This is a genomic window from Streptomyces cacaoi (genome assembly GCF_006539165.1).
Taxonomy (GTDB): Bacteria; Actinomycetota; Actinomycetes; order Streptomycetales; family Streptomycetaceae; genus Streptomyces; species Streptomyces cacaoi.
This window is the reverse complement of sequence record NZ_BJMM01000010.1, coordinates 150,751-167,458: the sequence shown is the minus strand read 5'-3', so window position 1 is coordinate 167,458 and position 16,708 is coordinate 150,751. Positions and strand designations below refer to the sequence as shown.

The window sequence follows — 16,708 nt, the reverse complement described above, 5'->3', positions numbered from 1 at the left end:
GACGCACCGGGCGGGAGGCGGCGGCCTCATAGGGCCGGGCTATGCCGGGCATTCGCGATTGACGGATGGCTACCGCGCCCGCGCTGAGCGAGCCTGACCGCGTCCCGTGAGACCAGCGGATGCCGCCCGGCGCACACGAGCGCCGTCAGCGGCGGAAGGGCGAGGCATGGCCAACAACGCCGACAGCGCCACCAACGCCACCAACGCCACCAACGCCACCAACGCCACCAACGCCGACAGCACAGCCAACAGCACGGCCGGCAGCACGGCCCGCGCGCAGGAGACGGACCGCGGACGGTGGCCCGTCGCGGAGCACCACACGCTCAACTTCATCGACGGCCGGTGGCGGCCGTCCGAGTCGGGGCAGACCCGTACCGACGAGAACCCGGCCGACCCCCGTGACGTGCTCGGCGAGTTCGCCGAGTCCGGCGGTGTCGACACCGACAACGCGGTCGAGGCCGCGGCCCGCGCGCTGCCGGACTGGCGGGCCGCGGGTCCGCTGCGCCGGGCGGAGCATCTGACCGCCGCCGGCGCGCTGTTGGCCGAGCGGGCGGAGGAGTTCGCCGCCGCCATCACCCGCGAGCAGGGCAAGCTGCTGGGCGAGGCGCGCGGCGAGGTGCGGCGGGCGCGTGCCGTGCTCGACTTCACCGCGGGCCAGGCCCGGCTGCTGGGCGGCGTGACCGCACCCGCCGAGGAGGACCGCACGTTCGCCTACACCTTCCGCCGCCCGATCGGCGTCGTCGGGCTGATCTCCCCCTGGAACTTCCCGCTGGCCATTCCCATGTGGAAGGTGGCGCCGGCGCTGCTGTCCGGCTGCACGGCCGTGTTCAAGCCCTCACCGCTCACCCCGCTGACGGCGGCGCTGCTCACCGAGGTGTTCGAGCAGGCCGGGCTGCCGGCCGGGGTGCTCAACCTGGTGCAGGGCGACGCGGCGGCGGGTGCGGCGCTGGTCGCCCACCCGGAGGTGAAGGGCATCAGCTTCACCGGCTCGCTGGGGGTCGGCACGGCCATCCACGCCGGCGGGGCGCGGCGGCTGCTGCGGACGCAGCTCGAACTCGGCGGCAAGAACGCCGTCGTCGTGCTCGACGACGCCGATCTGGACAAGGCCGTGGACGCCGTCATGGCGGGCGCGTTCGGGCAGGCGGGCCAGCGGTGCAGCGCCACCAGCCGCGCCGTCGTGGACGTCTCGGTACGCGAGGAGTTCCTCGACCGGCTCGTCCCCCGGGTCGCGAAGCTGCGGGTGGGCCCCGGCGACGACCCGGCCTCCGAGGTGTGCCCCCTGGTGAGCGGCGGCCGGGTCGAGGCGGCGCTGGACGCGGTGGCCGCCGCGCGCCGGTCCGGTGCGCGGGTGCTGTGCGGCGGTGCGCGGGAGGAGCGCCCGGGGCTGCCCGCCGGGCACTATCTCCAGCCGACGGTGCTGCGCGACGTGCCCTGGGACAGCGAGACCGCCCAGGAGGAGATCTTCGGACCGGTCCTGTCGGTGGTGGACGCCGACGGCTTCGACGACGCGATGCGGATCGCCAACTCGGTGAGGTACGGCATGTCCGGGACGGTGTTCACGGCGTCGCAGGCCCGCGCCTTCGAGGCGATCGAGCGCTTCGAGGCGGGCATGCTGCACGTCAACAGGCCGGGCGTGGGCGCCTATGCGCACCTTCCGCACGTCGGCAGCAAGGCGTCCCAGTACGGCCCGCCGGAGTGTTCGCCGCAGGTGTGGGACTTCTACACCGAGTGGCGCTCGGCCTGCATCAGTTACTGACCGCGGACCGGCACCGGCGCGCACGGCGGACGGCCCCCGGGCTCCCGGGGGCCGTCCGCCGTGCGCGCGGTTCAGCCGACGACCTCCTCCGCGAGGCCGAACGAGAGGGTCATACCGGCCCCGCCGACCCCGTTGACCACGGTCACCCCGGGTTCGGGCGTGACCACCAGCTCGGTCCTGCCGTCCCGCAGCGACGGGTAGTAGCCCTCCCAGCGTTCGGTCACCGCGGCCGACGGCACCTCGGCGAACCGCGCGAGACAGCGCAGCACCGCCTCGTTGACCGACTCGTCCTGGAACGGGTCGTGCGTCATCGCGTAGGCGTGGCTGTCCCCCACGGTCAGCCGCCCGTCGGCGGTCTGCGACAGCAGGACGTGGATGCCGTGCTCCCGCTCGAACGGCAGCTCGGCGTCGAGCCGTTCGGCCAGCCGCTGCCGCGCGTCCAGGCCGTCGAAGGCCGCGTAGTGCAGCAGCGTCAGCCCGCCGCACAGCATCGGGCCCAGCTGCCAGCCGCCGGGCTGCGCCCCGGTGCGCATCATCTGGAGCTTGCAGCGCACCAGCCCGCTGCCGGCGAAGACCTCGGGGTAGAGGGTGGCGAAGTCGTTGCCGCTGCACACGAACACCCGGTCGGCCCGCCAGACGCCGTCCGTGGTGCTCACCTCCGGCAGGTCGACACCGCGCACCGTCGTACCGAACCGCACCTCGACGCCGTACTCCTCGGCCAGGTGCGCGGCCACCGCGGGGATCGCGCCGCGCGGGTCGACATTGACCTCGGTGGGGCTCCACAGCGCGGCCCGCAGCCCCTCGGCCCGCACGGCCGGCCCGCGGGCCACCGCCTCCCGCGCGGTGACCATGCGCGCGCCCCGGTCCCGGGCGGCGGGCGCGGCCTCCAGGAACTCCTCCAGCACGGCGGCCTCGTCCTCGTGGTGCGCCAGATGGAACGACCCGGCCTCCACCGCCCACAGCCCGGTCTTCGCGGCGATCTCCAGCCACACCTCCCGGCTGCGCAGGGCCCGCTCGTAGACGGCGCCGCGCTGCTGGCCGACGGCCCACACCATGCCGAAGTTCCGGATGGAGGCACCGGCCGCGAACGTGTCGCGCTCGAAGAGGACGACCCGGTCCCCGCGCCGGGCCGCGGCCAGCGCATGGGCGAGACCGACGATCCCCCCGCCGACGACCGCGGTGTCAACTCGCTTGGCTGTCATGTGTGTTCCCCTCTCCGGCGGCGCGTGGGCGCCGGTTCCAGTGCGGAAGCAGGAGCAGGCCCGCGAGCAGTGCCGCACCCGCGAAGCCGTAGAAGAGCGCGTCGCCCGACAGGAATCCGGGCAGCAGTCCGCCGAGCACGGCGCCGACCGAGCCGCAGCCGTTGACCAGCCCGGCCGCCGTGCCGGCGCCGCTCTCGGAGCCGAAGTCGACGGCGGCCACACAGGAGATCAGCGCGTCGGCCGCGTACACCGCCAGCCCGATGACCGTCAGCACGGCGATCATCACGCCGGGGCTGCCGGCCGCCGTCAGCGGCATGAACAGCGCCATCACCACCGTCAGCAGGCCCAGCGCGAGCACGCAGGGCGGCACCCGGCGGGAGCGGAAGAGCGTGTCGGAGACCCAGCCGCTGAGGATCGGGGCGACGACCCCGGCGACACCGAAGGCGACGGGGATCAGCGTCGCGCCGATCTTGTCGACCTCGGGCAGCCGCCGGGAGACGAGGACGGGCCCCCACAGCAGGATCGCGTAACGGGCGGGCTTGAGCAGGAAGTAGGCGGCACCCAGGGTGAGCACCATCCGGTCGCGCACCGTCTCGCGGTAGAGCGTGAGGACGCCTTGCCGTGCCGGCTCGGGCGCGGCGGCCCCCTCCTGTGCGCCCGGCTGTCCCCCTGGCTCACCTGCGGGTTCACCGTCGGGCTCCGCCACGGGCGAGCCGCCCGGCGGTGGCAGGCCCACATCCTGCGGCCGGTTGCGCTGGAAGACCAGGAACAGGCCGAGCACCACCACGACCGTGGCGGCGCCGGAGAAGAACGCCGCGCGCCAGGAGTCGAAGACCGAGTAGGCCCACCAGCCCAGGAACGGCGGCGCGACCAGCCCGCCGAACGCGTAGTTGGTGCTCCACACCCCCAGCACGCGCCCCCGCTCGGAGACGGCGAAGAAGTTGCTCATGTTCTTGCACAGGGGCGCCCAGCCCGCGGACTGGGCCAGCCCCTGGAGCACCATCGCGGCGCCGAACGCCAGCAGCGTGCCGCTCAGCCCCATCGTCACCGAGGCCAGCACCGCCCCCACCATGCCGCCCGCCACGACCACCCGCGGCCCGAACCTGTCGGCCCACATGCCCCAGGTGAACTGGCCCACCGCGTACGCCACGAGGTAGACCGCGTCGACCACGCCCAGCACCCGTTCGGTGAGTGCGCCGTTGACCAACGGGTCGTCCAGGATGCCGAGTTTGGCGACGGAGAACGCCTGCCGGGCGAAGTAGAAGCCCGCGTAGGCGAGCCAGGTGATGGCGAAGATCTGGCGTCGCCACCGGGTGGCCCGGCGCCACGGCCGGGTCCGGCGTACCGCCTCCCGTGTGCTCAGCGGCCGGTCCGCTGCGGGGTGACCGGCTGTCCCGTGCTCTCTGTCCGGTGGTGCGAGGTCGGCCATGGCGGGTCCTGTCCTCGGCGGAAGGGGATGAGGGGGTGGCTGCCAGGTGACGGGGTGGAGTCGGGGCGGGAGTCGGGAAAGGCGCGGGCGGCGGGAGAGGTGGGGTCCGGCGGGTCAGCGGGCGGCGAGCTGTGTGCCGACCCAGAAGCTGTCGAAGTTGCGCAGCCTGTGCCCCTCGGGCAGCCCGTCCACCGGCGCGTTGACCAGGAACGGCACCCGCTGCTCGGTCAGCCCGCCGTGCGAGCGCAGCGGCTCGGTGAAGCCGGAGATGTCGTGCCGCTCGGGTGTGGTGCCCAGCACCGTGTTCCGCTCGGCGATGACGACGAGTTCACCGATCCGGTCGCCGGGCAGCTCGAAGCGGGCGCACGCCTCCTCGCGGGTGAGGACCTCGCAGACGCCCGGCAGCCGGCGCATCTCGTCGGCCAGCCCCGCGAGCCCCGCGTCCGGCGGCAGATGGACGGTCGCGTAACTGCCGAGGGCGCCGTGGTGCACGGTGTACGGGTCGGTGATCGGCAGCACCACGCGGGCCGCGCCGCCGCCGAGCCGCCCGTCGAGGAACTCCTGGAGGAAGACGACCCGCGCGGTGCCCTCGCCGTCCGCCTTGGCGTTCATGCCGTGGTCGGCGGTGACCACGAGAACGGCGCCCAGCGCGTCGATCCGCTCGAAGTAGCCGTCCAGCATCGCGTAGAAGTCGTTCGCGACCGGGGAGCCGGGTGCGTGCTTGTGCTGGATGTAGTCGGTGAGCGACAGGTACATCAACTGCGGGCGGTCGGACTCCAGTACGGCCACCCCGGCCGCCATCACCAGTTCGCTGAGTTCGGCGCTGTAGACGGAGGGCTGGGCCATGCCGGTGCGCTCCAGCACCTTGCCGATGCCGTGCTCCTCCGCCGTCGCCTCTTCTGCCTTCTCCGCCGAGAAGCACATGCCGCCGCGCATGCCGCGCCCCAGCAACCGGCGCAGCTTGTCCTTCGCGGTGACGACGGCGACCAGGGCGCCCTCCTGCGAGAACCGCTCGAAGAGCGTCTCGGCGCGCAGCAGTTCGGGCGCGTTCATCATGACCTCGGTGTCGGTGTCCGGGTCGTAGAAGTAGTTGCCGCAGATGCCGTGCACGGAGGGCGGTGCGCCGGTCGCGATGGACAGGTTGTTGGGGTTGGTGAACGACGGCATGGTGCAGTCGGCCCGCAGATCGGCGCCGCGCTCCAGCATCCGCTCCAGGAACGGCATCCGGCCGTCGGCGATGGCCCGTTCGTGATAGGCGGCCTCGCTTCCGTCGACGCACACCACGACGACCGGCCGGCGCGGCCAGGCGTAGGTGCGGCCGTTGATGTCGAGCCGCTCGGGCCCCTCGAAGGCAGCTGCGCTCATGGGCGGTTCCACTCCTGTGTCGGTCGGACGCTGCGACCTCTCGGCCGCACTGCCGTCATGGGTAGCACCGGCCGCGAGGCCGCCAGAACCACCGGAACCGCTATAGAGCCCATAGCCACGCGTGCCCCGCCCGACCCCCTCCCGGCCAGCGGCTTTCCGGGGTACGCTCGCCGCGCCCACCGGTGGTACCGGTCGTCGTGGGGAGCGCCGTGGAACTCAACCTCCACCGACTGTGGATCTTCATGCAGGTCGTCGAGCACGGCGGGTTCTCCGCCGCGGCCCGGGAGCTGTACATGAGCCAGCCGTCCGTCTCCAACCAGGTCCGCCGCCTCGAACAGTCCCTGCACGTACCGCTGATCGACCGCTCCGGGGTGCGCGCCACCCCCACCGCCGAGGGCGAGGTGCTGGCCGCCTACGGCAAGCGGGTCTTCCTGCTCGCCGAGGAGGCCGTGGCCGCGGTCCGGCAGGTGAGCGGACTGGTCACCGGGCGGCTGCTGGTGGGCGGTTCGACGACGGTCGGCACCTATCTGCTGCCCGCGCTGCTGGCCCGCTTCCGCGCCGCCCACCCGGGCATCGAGTACGACATCTACGTCGGCAACAACGAGGCGGTGCAGGAGCGGCTGCTGAGCGGGGAGATCGGCGTCGCGGTCGTCGCCGGCGTCCCGCACGCCTCCCAGCTGTGCGCGGAACGGGTGCTCAGCGAACGGCTCGTCGTCATCGCCCGGCCCGGCCATCCGCTGGCCGCCCGCCCCGGCCCGGTGCCGCCGGAGGCGCTGGCCGAACAGCGCTTCGTGATGCGCGAACCCGGCTCCCAGACCCGGGAGTTGCAGGAGCGGGTGCTGGCCGAGTGGGGCCTGGACGGCGGGCCGAGGGGCGATGTGTGGGGCCCGGAGGCCGTCAAGCAGTGTGTGGCCGCCGGTCTGGGCCTCGCCCTGATCTCCGAGCACGCGGTGGACGGCGACGTCCGGGCCGGCACGCTCGCCGTGCTCCCGGTGAGCCCCCGCCCCCGCGCCCGTCCCATCAGCCTCGTCCGCCGCAGGGACCGTCTGCTGTCCCCGGCCGAGCGCGCCTTCGCGGCCCTGCTGCGCTCGCAGCACGACTGGCCGGACGGCGAGACCGGCCGGCGGGGCCGGGACACGGAGCCGGGCGGCCCCGACGGGGGGATCCGGATCGACGGAGAGACGGCGCCCCGCGGGGTGGCGGATCCGGGCAGGGCGGCGGATCCCGACGGGGAGGCCGGGCGCCCGGACGCGGCCGGGGCCGTGCGCTGACGGCGGACCGGGCGCTGACGGACCGGGCGGTGACACGGGACCGCCGCAGAGGGAAGCACGCGCGTGTCATGAGCGTGTAACAAGTGATCATGAAACCTTGGGCCATGGCTTGCCTCTGTGATGGGCTGACCATGCCGGGGAACTCCCCGGCGTGCACCGCGTTCTCACCGGCCGCAACCCCGGCCGGCCCCCGGGCCCCGGAGCGGTGCCGACCCCCCTTTCCCGCCCTCGTCCGGACCTGTGCCACATCCGGTCACGGCGCCCCGGAGGGCCGGCCGAGGCCCCGACGGGCGCGGAACCGCCCGCCCCCCGGGCGTGCCCGCGCCAGGCACTACCAGCACGAAGGAGCAAGACCATTCGCAGGTTCACGCGCGCGGCAGTCATCGGTGCCGGCATCCTCGCCCTGTCCGGCCTCACTGCCGGGGCCGCCCAGGCCATCCCCCGCCCCCCGGGCTTCATGATCGGCGACCAGTACAAGGAGCCCAGCTCCGAGGAGTGCATGAAGGACGGCCACTCGTGGCCGATCAAGGAGTTCACGTGCGTCGGCCCGCACGAGGACGGTTCGTGGACGCTCACGATCACCAAGCTCTGATCCGGCCGGCGCACCGCGCGGGGCCCTGACCCCGCCGGCGCGCACCCGCGGAGCACACGGCGGCTCCCCGTCCCCCTGTTCCGGGGGCGGGGAGCCGCCTTCGTGCTGCCGCTCAGCCGTGCGGCAGCACCGAGTCGTCGTCGGTCCTGGCGCCCGGCAGCCGGTGCCGGGCGGCGAGGAGAGCGGCGTCGACGTCCCGGGTGCCCGTGGTGATGCAGAGGGTGTAGGCGAGGTCGTCGAGGCGCTGACGTGCCTCGGGACCACCGTCCTCGGCGTGCAGGGCCTCCAGGGCTTCGTACTGGTGGACGAGGTCGGTCAGCACGGCGGGATGGGCCAGCAGCATGGGGTCTCCTTGCGCGACGGGGACGGAACGGGGCGGAACGGAGCAGAAGGGGGTGGAACGGGGAGGGGAAGAGAGCGGGGTGTCTCAGGCGTGCACCAGCTCACGGTCGGCCGGGGAGTCCTCGACACGGCGCCGCACCCGGTCGCAGGTGCGGCTCAGCAGCCGGGAGACGTGCATCTGCGAGATGCCCAGCTGCTCGGCGATGCTCGACTGCGTCATGTCCCGGAAGAACCGCATGTGCAGGATGCGGCGCTCGCGTTCGGGCAGCCCGGCGAGATGCGGCTTGACCGCCTCGCGGGCGACGACGGTGTCGTAGCCGGGCTCCCTCTCCCCGAGCCGGTCGGCCAGCGCGGGGCCCTCCTCGCCGTCGCGCGTGCCCATCTGCGCGTCCAGCGACAGGGCGCGGAAGCTGTCCAGCGCCTCCATCCCGGCGAGGACGTCCTCCTCGCTGAGCCGGGTGTGCGCGGCCAGCTCGGCCACGGTCGGCGAGCGGTCCCCGTTGGTCAGCGACAACTCCCGGATGCCGAGCCGGACCTTGTTGCGCAGCTCCTGCACCCGGCGCGGAACCCGCACGTCCCAGGTGTGGTCGCGGAAGTGCCGCTTGAGTTCCCCGACGATGGTCGGGATGGCGAACGGCTCGAAGCGTTCGCCGTGCGCCGGGTCGTAGCGGTCGACGGCCTTGACCAGGCCGAGGGCCGCCACCTGTTGGAGATCCTCCAGGTTCTCGCCCCGGTTGCGGAACCTGCCCGCCAGCCGGTGGGCCATCGGCAGCCAGGCGGTCACCAGCTTCTCGGACAGCTCCTCGCGCTCCGGCCCGGCCGGCAGCGTGGCCAGACGGGCGAAGTCGGCGGCGGTGTCGGGGGTGTCCTCGCGGCGGCGGCGCGCGTCCACAGCGCTCATCGTCATGCGCTCCTCCCGGTCGAGCTGTCGTGGGCGGACCACGGGAGGGGGCCCGGCACACCGGTGGCGGGGACCGAAGTCCACTCCCGTGGTGTGCCTGCGTCCTAAGCACGTTGAGGATCCGGCTTTCCTGCTGTGCCGAGTCCAAACCGTTACGGGGCCGAGGTGTGACATGGCTCTCCACCGGGTTTGCCCGACGGGGAAACGGTCAGGGCCGGAGCCGCCGACGTGCCCCGGCCCGCCTCAGTCGCCCGCGCCCGCCGTGGACGAGACCGCGTCCCGCGCGCGGTCGACGACGGAGGCGAACGGCCCCAGCGCCCACTGCGCCATCGTCGACCCGGCCGCCGTGGGGTGCGGATGCGTCGGCGCCGCCTCCTCCACCGCGAGCAGCCGCCGGCCCAGCCGGGCCCGCTCCTGAGCACCGCACTCGCGCAGCAGCGCGGGAAACTCCTCCCGCTCCTCCTTCTCCGCGTGCTCGTCCACCGACCGCTGCAAGCCGGCGATCAGCTCGCCGAACCGCGCGCTGCCGACCTCCAGCTCGTCCAACTCCACCAGGACCTCGACGGCTTGCTTCTCCTCCGCGTTCCGCGCCGCGGCCTCCTGCTCCCCCGCGACCCGCTCCGCGACCGGACGCACGATCATCTCCTCCGCCGCCTCGTGCACCGCCAGCAGCGCCCGCAACTCCTGGAAGACCTCCTGCCTCCGGGCGGCCGGCCCGTTGCGCACCGCGTCGAACAGCTCCCGGATCCGGGCGTGCTGCAACAGCAGCACCCGCACCGCGTCGCCCTCCGGCAGCTCCTGGGCCTGCGCACGATCCTGCTCGACATGGCTCATGGTCCGTCTCCCTGCGTCGGTGGAACTCCCCCGGCCCGCGGCACGGAGCCCGCACACCCGCCGGAGACACCGACGGACACACCACACCCCGACCGGACCCCACCCGTTCCCACCCGGCCCCTCCCCTTCGCCCCGCCCCCACCCGATTCCTCCATCCACCCACCACGCCACCCTTTTGGGGGCGGAACCCGGCAGGAGCGGGCACGCCCGGGAGCCGAGCAGACGGCCGGCGGGATACGGCGGCGGGTCGCGGGCGCGCCGGATCACCGGCAGGGCCCGCGGGGAGCAGGCGCTCCGGGCCGGCTCAGGGGGCCGCCTGGTCGAGCCGCCCTCCGTCGAAGAAGCCGCCGGCGCTGTAGATGAGGGGCGGCCGTGCGGAGGAAGTGGCCTCCAGGACCCGGCCGATGAACACCGTGTGGGTGGCGGTCTGGATACGTTCCTCGATGCCGGCTTCCAGCGTGGCGGCGCTGTGGTCGATGAGCGGCGACCCGTGCGCGGCCCGGCTCCACCTCAGCCCGGCGAACTTGTCGTCGCTCTTCCGGGCGAAGACGGAGGCCACCGGCAGCTGGTCGGCGGCGAGGATGCTGATGCCCATGTGGGTGGCGCGGAAGAGCGGTTCGTAGGTGGACGAGGTCCGCTGGACGCACACCATCACCAGGGGCGGGGTGATCGACAGACTGCAGAAGGCGTTGACCGCGAGTCCGCGGGGCCGGTCGCCGTCCATGGCGGTGACGATCGTGACCCCGGTGACGAACTTGCGGTGTACCCCCTTGATCTCGTCCTCGGGCACCGGCTCGGGCGCGGGGGCGGCGTCCGCCGGGGCCTGTGCCGTGGTGGGGATGCTCATGCCGTGACCGCCTTTCCGCCGAGGTGCTCGAACCCGCTGTCCAGGGGGATGACGCCGAGTGCGTGCAGCATCTGCCGGGGGTCCCAGGTGACCCACTCCTCGGCGATGGTGCCGTCCTCGACGCGGGAGAAGGTCGCGCCGGAGACCGTGAGCCGGCGCCCCGTGGCCGGGGTGCCCAGCAGGAATCCGGTGTGCGTACCGCTGCTGTGCCAGCGGACGGCCAGCCGGTCGCCGTCGGCCACGTAGTCGTCGATCACGGTCCGCAGATCGGGCATCCCCTCCCGGCAGGCCCGGATCCCGGCCTTGAGGTCGTCGCGGGTCTGCTCGGTGCGGCCGTGGCGTGTGTAGCCGGGGGCGAGAAGCCGGTCCAGCGCGTCGGTGTCCCCGCGGTTCCAGGCGGCCTCCCACGCCGTGCCGAGCCGGCGCCTGAGATCGGAACTCATGCGGTGTCCTCCTGTCGAAGCACAGAGTTCTGTGGTGTGCCAGGAAGTTACGAACCGCCTTCTTGCATGTCAATGGTCGATGCAGCAGCGAGGCGCCCACTTCCCTTCACGGCTCCACCAACTCCCCTGTGAACAGGCACTTTTCTCGACATCTCAACTGTGCGTGCACGATCTCTTGACGGTCTCAGAGCGGCCTGCCTACGTTTCCCTTGCATGCAAGAGACGGATTTCCCTGCATGACGAGAGGCAGTTATGCGTTTTTCGATCTTTCACGCGCTCGGCGCTCCGGGGCAGTTGGGCGACTACCACCGTCTGATGCGGGAGGCACGGGAGTACGCCGTCGCCGCGGAGCAGGCGGGCTTCTGGTCGGCCTGGTACACCGAGCACCACTTCGGCCACGAGGGCCAGGAACTGACGCCCAATCCGGTGCTGATGGGCGCCGACATCGCCGCCCGCACCGAGCGTCTGCGGATCGGCCAGGCGGCCAGCATCGTGACCTTCTGGCATCCGCTGCGGCTGGCCGAGGATCTGGCCCTGCTGGACCAGCTCTCCGGCGGCCGGGTGGAGATCGGCGTCGGACGCGGCCTGTACGGGCGGGAGGCGGTGAACCTCAACCCCGCGGCCGACCCGCGCGACCAGGAGCAGAACCGGGCGCTGTTCGAAGAGACGTTGGAGGTCATGCGCAAGGCGTGGTCCGGGGAGTTCTTCGAGCACCACGGCCGCTTCTTCGACTTCCCCGCGCCCGGCGTCCGGTGGGACCACCCCCTCTCCCCGGCGTCACCGGAGTTCGTCCGCGACGGCGAGATCGAGAAGCTCAAGGTCGTGCCCCAGCCGTACCAGCGCCCGCACCCGCCGCTGTGGCAGGTCGTCGACTCGCCCCGGTCCATCGAGTCGTCGGCGCGGCAGGGCATCCAGGGCATCTTCTGGCTGCCGCCGGTCTCCGCGCTCAAGGACCGGTTCGCGCTGTACCGGCGCACCGCGTCGGAGGCCGCCGGCCGCCCGTACGCGCCCGGGGAAGGGCTCGCGCTGGTCCGCGACGTGTACGTGGCCGACACGATGGAGCAGGCCCGCGCCGAGTTCGAACACGCCCTGATGCAGACCTACCGGTGGGTGACCCACTGGCGCGGGCTGTCGAACCTGATGGAGGCCGGTGAGGAGCTGGGCCCGCAGCACGAGCTGAGCTTCGACTTCCTCGACGACCGCAATCTGCTGGTGGGCACGCCCGAGCACGTGGCCGGCAAGATCGAGCAACTGCGGGACGAGGTGGGCCTGGAGCATCTCATGCTCTGGACGACACACCCCGGGCTGCCGCACAAGCATGCGATGCGCAGCCTGGAGCTCTTCTCCGAACACGTCCTCCCGCGCTTCTCCGGCGAGGGGGACCGCCCGTGAGCCCCATCCGGCGGGTGGTCACCTCCTGCGAAGAACTCTCCCTGGAGCTGGGGGCGGCCGTGCACACACCGGTCCGCCGTGGCGCGGTGGCCGTCGCCGTACGCAACCCCTGGGCCGGCCGGGGCGTCGTGGCCGACCTGCGGCCCGAGGCCGAGAAGCTGGCGCCGGTGCTGGCCCGGGAGATCGCCGACCGGCTGACGGCCGTGCTGGGCGGCGCCGACGCCATCGCCTCCTTCGGCAAGGCGGCGCTGGTGGGGCTGGACGGCGAGGCCGAGCACGGGGACGCGCTGATCCACACGCCGTACTTCGGGAACGTCCTGCGCGAGCTGCTGCACGGCACGTCGATCATCGCGTTCAGCGAGGAGCGCGCCGTCGCGGGCACGACCGCGACCGTGCCCGTGTGGCACAAGACGGAGGCGGCGACCCGCTCCCACTACTCCGCCACGCAGATCCGCGTGCCCGACGGGCCCCGCCCGGACGAGCTGGTGATCACCGCGGCGGCCGCCACCGGGCCGCGCCCCAACGCCCGGATCGGCGACCGCAGCACCGACCCCGCCGTCACCCTGGAGACCCTGGAAGGAACCCGATGAAGCTGCGCAAGACCGTCACCCTGGTCGACGAGATCCACACCGAGGGCGGCGAGACCGTCTCCCCGGCCGCCCGCACCGCCGTGGTGGCGGCGGTCATCGACAATCCGTGGGCCGGGCAGGGCTTCGTACGGGACCTGTCGGCCGGCATCGACGAGACCGCGCCCCGACTGGGCGCGCTGCTGGCCCCGTTGGTCGTCAAGGCGCTCGGCCGGCCGGTCGAGGCGTACGGCAAGGCGGCCGTCGTCGGTCTCGACGGCGAGGTCGAACACGGCTCGGGTCTCATCCACACCCTGAAGTTCGGTGACCACTTCCGGGAAGCGGCCTCTGCGACGACACTGCTGCCGGCGCTGGAGAAGGTGGCCCCGGCGGGGACCGTGTTCGACATCCCGCTCAAGCACATCACCGACGCGACCGTCCGCTCCCACCACCAGAGCGTGGAGGTACGCATCCCCGACGCGCCCCGCGCGGGCGAGATCGTGATCGCGCTGGCGGCGGCGGGCCAGGGCCGGCCGCAGGCACGTCTCGCCCCGCTGGCGACCGAGCAGTGAACGGCGGACCGGCCGGACAGCCCCCGGGCGCCCTCGCCCACGAGGACTCGGGCCACGGCACACCCGTGGTGCTCCTGCACGGCGTCGGGCTCGACCGGCGGATGTGGGACCGGTGCCGGCCCGCGCTCGCCGCCCGGCACCGGGTCCGCGCGGTCGATCTGCGCGGCCACGGCGCCTCACCGGCGGCGGCCCCGGGGCTCGGCCTCACCGAGCTGGCCGACGACGTCCTGAAGGTGAGCGAACGCCCCGCGCACCTGGTCGGCTTCTCGCTCGGGGCGCTGGTCGCCGCCGCGGTCGCCCTGCGGGAGCCGTCGGCGGTGGCCTCGCTGACGCTGGTCAGCTCCGTGGCCCGGCGCTCGGCGCGGGAGCGGGAGTCGGTGCTCCGCCGGCTGCACACCGCCCGGGAGGACTTCACCGCCGCCGCCGACGCCGCCGTCGAGCGCTGGTTCGCCCCGCGGTGGCGTGCGGAGGAACCGCAGCTGGCCGACAGCGTGCGCGCGACGCTCCTCGGCCAGGACCGCGCCTCCTACCTCGCGTGCTACGAGGTGTTCGCCCGCGCCGACGCCGAGCTGTGGCCGCGGCTGGGGGCCGTCGCCGCGCCCACCCTGGCCGTCACCGGCAGCGAGGACCCCGGCTCCACACCGCTGATGACCCGGCGGCTGGCGGACGCCGTGCCCGGGGCCCGGTACGCCCTGATCGAGGGCGCCCGTCATCTGCTGCCGCTGGAAGCTCCCGAAGCCCTGACGAACGAGATCATCCGACACATCACGGAGGTGGAACGTGACGGCACCGCTGCCGCGTCATGACCACTACATCGCCGGTTCCTGGGTGCCGCCCGCCGCGGGGACGTATCTGCCCAGCGTCAACCCCGCGACCGGCGCGGTCTGGTACGAGACCGCGCGGGGCGACGCCGAGGACGCACGCCGCGCCGTCGAAGCCGCCGCGGCAGCGTTCTCCGATCCCGCCTGGCGCGACCTGCCCCAGCCGCGCCGCGGGGCCCTCCTGCGCCGCGTGGCCGAGCTGATCGGCGAGCACGCCGAGGAGCTGGCCCGCACCGAGACCCTCGACAACGGCAAACTGCTGACCGAGATGCGCGCCCAACTCGCCAGCCTGCCCGAGTACTTCCACTTCTACGCGGGGCTGGCCGACAAGCCGCACGGGCAGACCGTCCCCGCGGCACGGCGCGAGATCCTCAACTACACGGTGCGCGAACCCCTGGGGGTCGTGGTCGCCATCACCCCGTGGAACTCGCCGCTGCTGCTGACGGCCACCAAGATCGCTCCCGCGCTCGCGGCGGGCAACACCGTCGTCGTCAAGCCGTCCGAGCACACCAGCGCCTCCCTCCTGGGCCTGGTACCGCTCTTCGAGAAGGCCGGCTTCCCGCCCGGCGTCGTCAACGTCGTCACCGGCTACGGCGACGAGATCGGCGGGCCGCTCACCGAGGATCCGCGGGTCGCCAAGGTGTCCTTCACCGGCAGCACGGCGACCGGCTCGCGCATCGCGGCGAGCTGCGCCTCCCGGTTCGTGCGCACCACCCTGGAACTGGGCGGCAAATCCCCCAACATCGTTTTCGACGACGCGAACGTGGCCGACGCCGCCACCGGCGTCGTGGCCGGTGTCTTCGCCGCCGCGGGCCAGACCTGCGTGGCGGGCAGCCGCGTCTTCGCCCACCGTGCCGTCTACGACGAGGTGGTCGAGCGGGTCGCGGACAAGGCCCGGTCCCTCCGGCTCGGAGACCCTCTGGACCCCGGAACGCAGCTGGGCCCGCTGGCGATCGAGAGCCAGCGCGACCGGGTCGAGGAGTACGTCCGGCTCGGGCGGTCCGAGGGGGCACGGATCGTCACCGGCGAGCAACGGCCCGACGCGGGGTCCGGGCTGGCCGACGGTTTCTACTACCGGCCGACGGTCTTCGTCGACGCGGCCAACACCATGCGGCTGTGCCAGGAAGAGATCTTCGGCCCCGTGGTGGCCGTCATGCCCTTCGACACCGAGGACGAACTGGTCGCCCTGGCCAACGGCACCGAGTACGGGCTCGCCGCCGGGGTGTGGACGCGCGACCTGGCACGTGCCCACCGGGTCTCCGCGCGCCTGGACGCCGGGACGGTGTGGGTCAACACCTACCGCTCGATGTCCCCCATGTCGCCGCGCTCCGGCTTCAAGTCCAGCGGCATGGGCATCGAGCACGGCACCGAGGCCATGGACGAGTACACACGGCTGAAGAGCGTGTGGATCAACACCGACGAGGGCCCGGCCGACGACCCGTTCGTCCTGCGCTCGTGACGGCACGGGGCCGACGGGCCGTCCGCGGCCGGCGGCCGGCCCTCCTCACGCCCCGCCCGCCGGAGCGTCCGTGGACGCCTGCCGATCCAGGCTGTCCATCAACGCCCGGTAACTGGCCCTCACATGCTCGCGCATCACACGCTCCGCCCCGTCACCGTCCTTGGCGCGGATCAGTTCCAGCACATGGTGGTGCTCCGACTCCGAACGGGTCGCGCGCCCCGGCTGGGACAGCGACGTGTGCACGAGCCGGTGGTAGGCGAGCTGATTCATCAGCGTCTGGTAGTGGTCCGCGAGCTTCGCGTTGTCGGCCCCTCGCATGATCAGGTCGTGGAACTCGTGGACCAGCTCGGCGTACCGGTCCTGGCCGCCCTTCCGCACGGCCTCATCGGCACGGAGCAGGTTCTCCTCCAGCTGTTCGAGTTCCACCACCCGTCCGCGCTGTGCCAGGAGCCGGGCGGCGGCGCCTTCCAGCAGTTCCTTCATCTGGAACAGCTCGGTGATCTCCCTGCGGGAGGGCGCGGACACGAACGTGCCCACCCTCGGCCGGATGTCGACCAGCCCCTCGGTCTGAAGCTGCTTGAGCGCCTCGCGCACCGGGGTCCGGCTCACTCCGAAGGCTTCCGAGAGCACGATCTCCGAGAGGCTGGTCCCCGGGGCCAGCTCCCCCGAGATGATCCGCCCGCGCAGTTCGCTGATCACCCGGCTCCGGGCGCTGGTGCCCGACAGGGACTGCTGACGGATCGCCGACCTGGCCGCTGATGTATCAGGCATGGCACAACAAGCTAGAGAACGCCTCCATCCCCGTCAAGGCGACTGATCACCAGCCCCGCACAGGTGGCCGTCGACCCCCAACTTTCCAGCCACTCCCCGCTCTTCTCCGCACGACCATCCAGTCGCACTCCACCACGTACTGGCA

Annotated in this window: 17 protein-coding genes; 8 read left to right on the top strand and 9 right to left on the bottom strand. The window is 73.0% G+C overall.

Annotated features, from left to right (window positions below; genetic code table 11):
- Nucleotides 1-166 precede the first annotated feature (166 nt).
- Entirely contained in the window at nucleotides 167-1,756 is a 1,590-nt protein-coding gene (locus tag SCA03_RS12775) for an aldehyde dehydrogenase family protein (protein WP_086817220.1), read from the top strand.
- A gap of 71 nt (nucleotides 1,757-1,827) precedes the next feature.
- Here SCA03_RS12775 and SCA03_RS12770 read toward each other — a convergent pair whose 3' ends face one another.
- From SCA03_RS12770 to phnA, 3 genes are all read right to left on the bottom strand, one after another.
- On the bottom strand, nucleotides 1,828-2,958 hold the full coding sequence (locus SCA03_RS12770) for a TIGR03364 family FAD-dependent oxidoreductase (protein ID WP_030885840.1): 1,131 nt from the start codon (nucleotides 2,956-2,958) through the stop codon (nucleotides 1,828-1,830).
- A complete protein-coding gene (locus tag SCA03_RS12765) occupies nucleotides 2,939-4,387 on the bottom strand; it encodes an MFS transporter (protein WP_086817218.1) in 1,449 nt (482 codons plus the stop codon). The genes SCA03_RS12770 and SCA03_RS12765 overlap by 20 nt, the downstream gene beginning before the upstream one ends.
- Before the next feature lie 114 nt (nucleotides 4,388-4,501).
- Complete coding sequence (gene phnA / locus SCA03_RS12760) at nucleotides 4,502-5,752, bottom strand: phosphonoacetate hydrolase (RefSeq protein ID WP_030892664.1); 1,251 nt, start codon at nucleotides 5,750-5,752, stop codon at nucleotides 4,502-4,504.
- A 209-nt stretch (nucleotides 5,753-5,961) separates the two neighbouring features.
- Between phnA and SCA03_RS12755 the strand changes: the two genes are divergently transcribed.
- Together SCA03_RS12755 and SCA03_RS36785 are read left to right on the top strand one after the other, a co-directional pair.
- Nucleotides 5,962-7,023 (top strand): LysR family transcriptional regulator, encoded by a 1,062-nt coding sequence (locus SCA03_RS12755; protein WP_086817227.1) that lies wholly within the window; start codon nucleotides 5,962-5,964, stop codon nucleotides 7,021-7,023.
- Nucleotides 7,024-7,480: 457 nt separating this feature from the next.
- The gene (locus SCA03_RS36785; RefSeq protein WP_267883259.1) at nucleotides 7,481-7,615 is read left to right on the top strand and encodes a hypothetical protein; all 135 of its coding nucleotides are present in this window, start codon (nucleotides 7,481-7,483) and stop codon (nucleotides 7,613-7,615) included.
- Nucleotides 7,616-7,727: 112 nt separating this feature from the next.
- On the opposite strand, the gene SCA03_RS12745 is transcribed toward SCA03_RS36785, so the two are convergent.
- The 5 genes from SCA03_RS12745 to SCA03_RS12725 all read right to left on the bottom strand — a co-directional run bounded on the left by SCA03_RS12745 (nucleotide 7,728) and on the right by SCA03_RS12725 (nucleotide 10,982).
- A complete protein-coding gene (locus SCA03_RS12745) occupies nucleotides 7,728-7,958 on the bottom strand; it encodes a DUF5133 domain-containing protein (RefSeq protein WP_030891722.1) in 231 nt (76 codons plus the stop codon).
- A gap of 84 nt (nucleotides 7,959-8,042) precedes the next feature.
- On the bottom strand, nucleotides 8,043-8,864 hold the full coding sequence (locus tag SCA03_RS12740; protein ID WP_371863924.1) for a SigB/SigF/SigG family RNA polymerase sigma factor: 822 nt from the start codon (nucleotides 8,862-8,864) through the stop codon (nucleotides 8,043-8,045).
- 237 nt (nucleotides 8,865-9,101) lie between these two features.
- Nucleotides 9,102-9,692: a hemerythrin domain-containing protein gene (locus tag SCA03_RS12735; RefSeq protein ID WP_030891719.1), complete on the bottom strand. Its 591-nt coding sequence runs from the start codon at nucleotides 9,690-9,692 to the stop codon at nucleotides 9,102-9,104.
- Between the two features lie 304 nt (nucleotides 9,693-9,996).
- Nucleotides 9,997-10,539: a flavin reductase family protein gene (locus SCA03_RS12730; protein ID WP_086815574.1), complete on the bottom strand. Its 543-nt coding sequence runs from the start codon at nucleotides 10,537-10,539 to the stop codon at nucleotides 9,997-9,999.
- Entirely contained in the window at nucleotides 10,536-10,982 is a 447-nt protein-coding gene (locus SCA03_RS12725; protein ID WP_086815573.1) for an ester cyclase, read from the bottom strand. The genes SCA03_RS12730 and SCA03_RS12725 overlap by 4 nt, the downstream gene beginning before the upstream one ends.
- Nucleotides 10,983-11,234: 252 nt before the next feature.
- On the opposite strand from SCA03_RS12725, the gene SCA03_RS12720 reads away from it, so the two are divergent.
- Genes SCA03_RS12720 through SCA03_RS12700 form a run of 5 tightly spaced genes read left to right on the top strand, consistent with a single transcriptional unit; the run spans nucleotide 11,235 to nucleotide 15,792 of the window.
- Nucleotides 11,235-12,374: an LLM class flavin-dependent oxidoreductase gene (locus SCA03_RS12720; RefSeq protein WP_030891715.1), complete on the top strand. Its 1,140-nt coding sequence runs from the start codon at nucleotides 11,235-11,237 to the stop codon at nucleotides 12,372-12,374.
- Entirely contained in the window at nucleotides 12,371-12,964 is a 594-nt protein-coding gene (locus tag SCA03_RS12715; RefSeq protein ID WP_030876931.1) for an amino acid synthesis family protein, read from the top strand. Before SCA03_RS12720 ends, SCA03_RS12715 begins: the two co-directional genes overlap by 4 nt.
- Complete coding sequence (locus SCA03_RS12710; RefSeq protein WP_030876934.1) at nucleotides 12,961-13,512, top strand: amino acid synthesis family protein; 552 nt, start codon at nucleotides 12,961-12,963, stop codon at nucleotides 13,510-13,512. The genes SCA03_RS12715 and SCA03_RS12710 overlap by 4 nt, the downstream gene beginning before the upstream one ends.
- Nucleotides 13,509-14,318, top strand: coding sequence for an alpha/beta fold hydrolase (locus SCA03_RS12705; RefSeq protein ID WP_230988619.1), 810 nt, complete (start codon nucleotides 13,509-13,511; stop codon nucleotides 14,316-14,318). Before SCA03_RS12710 ends, SCA03_RS12705 begins: the two co-directional genes overlap by 4 nt.
- Nucleotides 14,293-15,792, top strand: a complete 1,500-nt coding sequence (locus tag SCA03_RS12700; protein ID WP_086815572.1) for an aldehyde dehydrogenase — start codon at nucleotides 14,293-14,295, stop codon at nucleotides 15,790-15,792. Before SCA03_RS12705 ends, SCA03_RS12700 begins: the two co-directional genes overlap by 26 nt.
- Before the next feature lie 45 nt (nucleotides 15,793-15,837).
- On the opposite strand, the gene SCA03_RS12695 is transcribed toward SCA03_RS12700, so the two are convergent.
- On the bottom strand, nucleotides 15,838-16,563 hold the full coding sequence (locus tag SCA03_RS12695) for a GntR family transcriptional regulator (protein ID WP_086815571.1): 726 nt from the start codon (nucleotides 16,561-16,563) through the stop codon (nucleotides 15,838-15,840).
- Nucleotides 16,564-16,708: the final 145 nt, after the last annotated feature.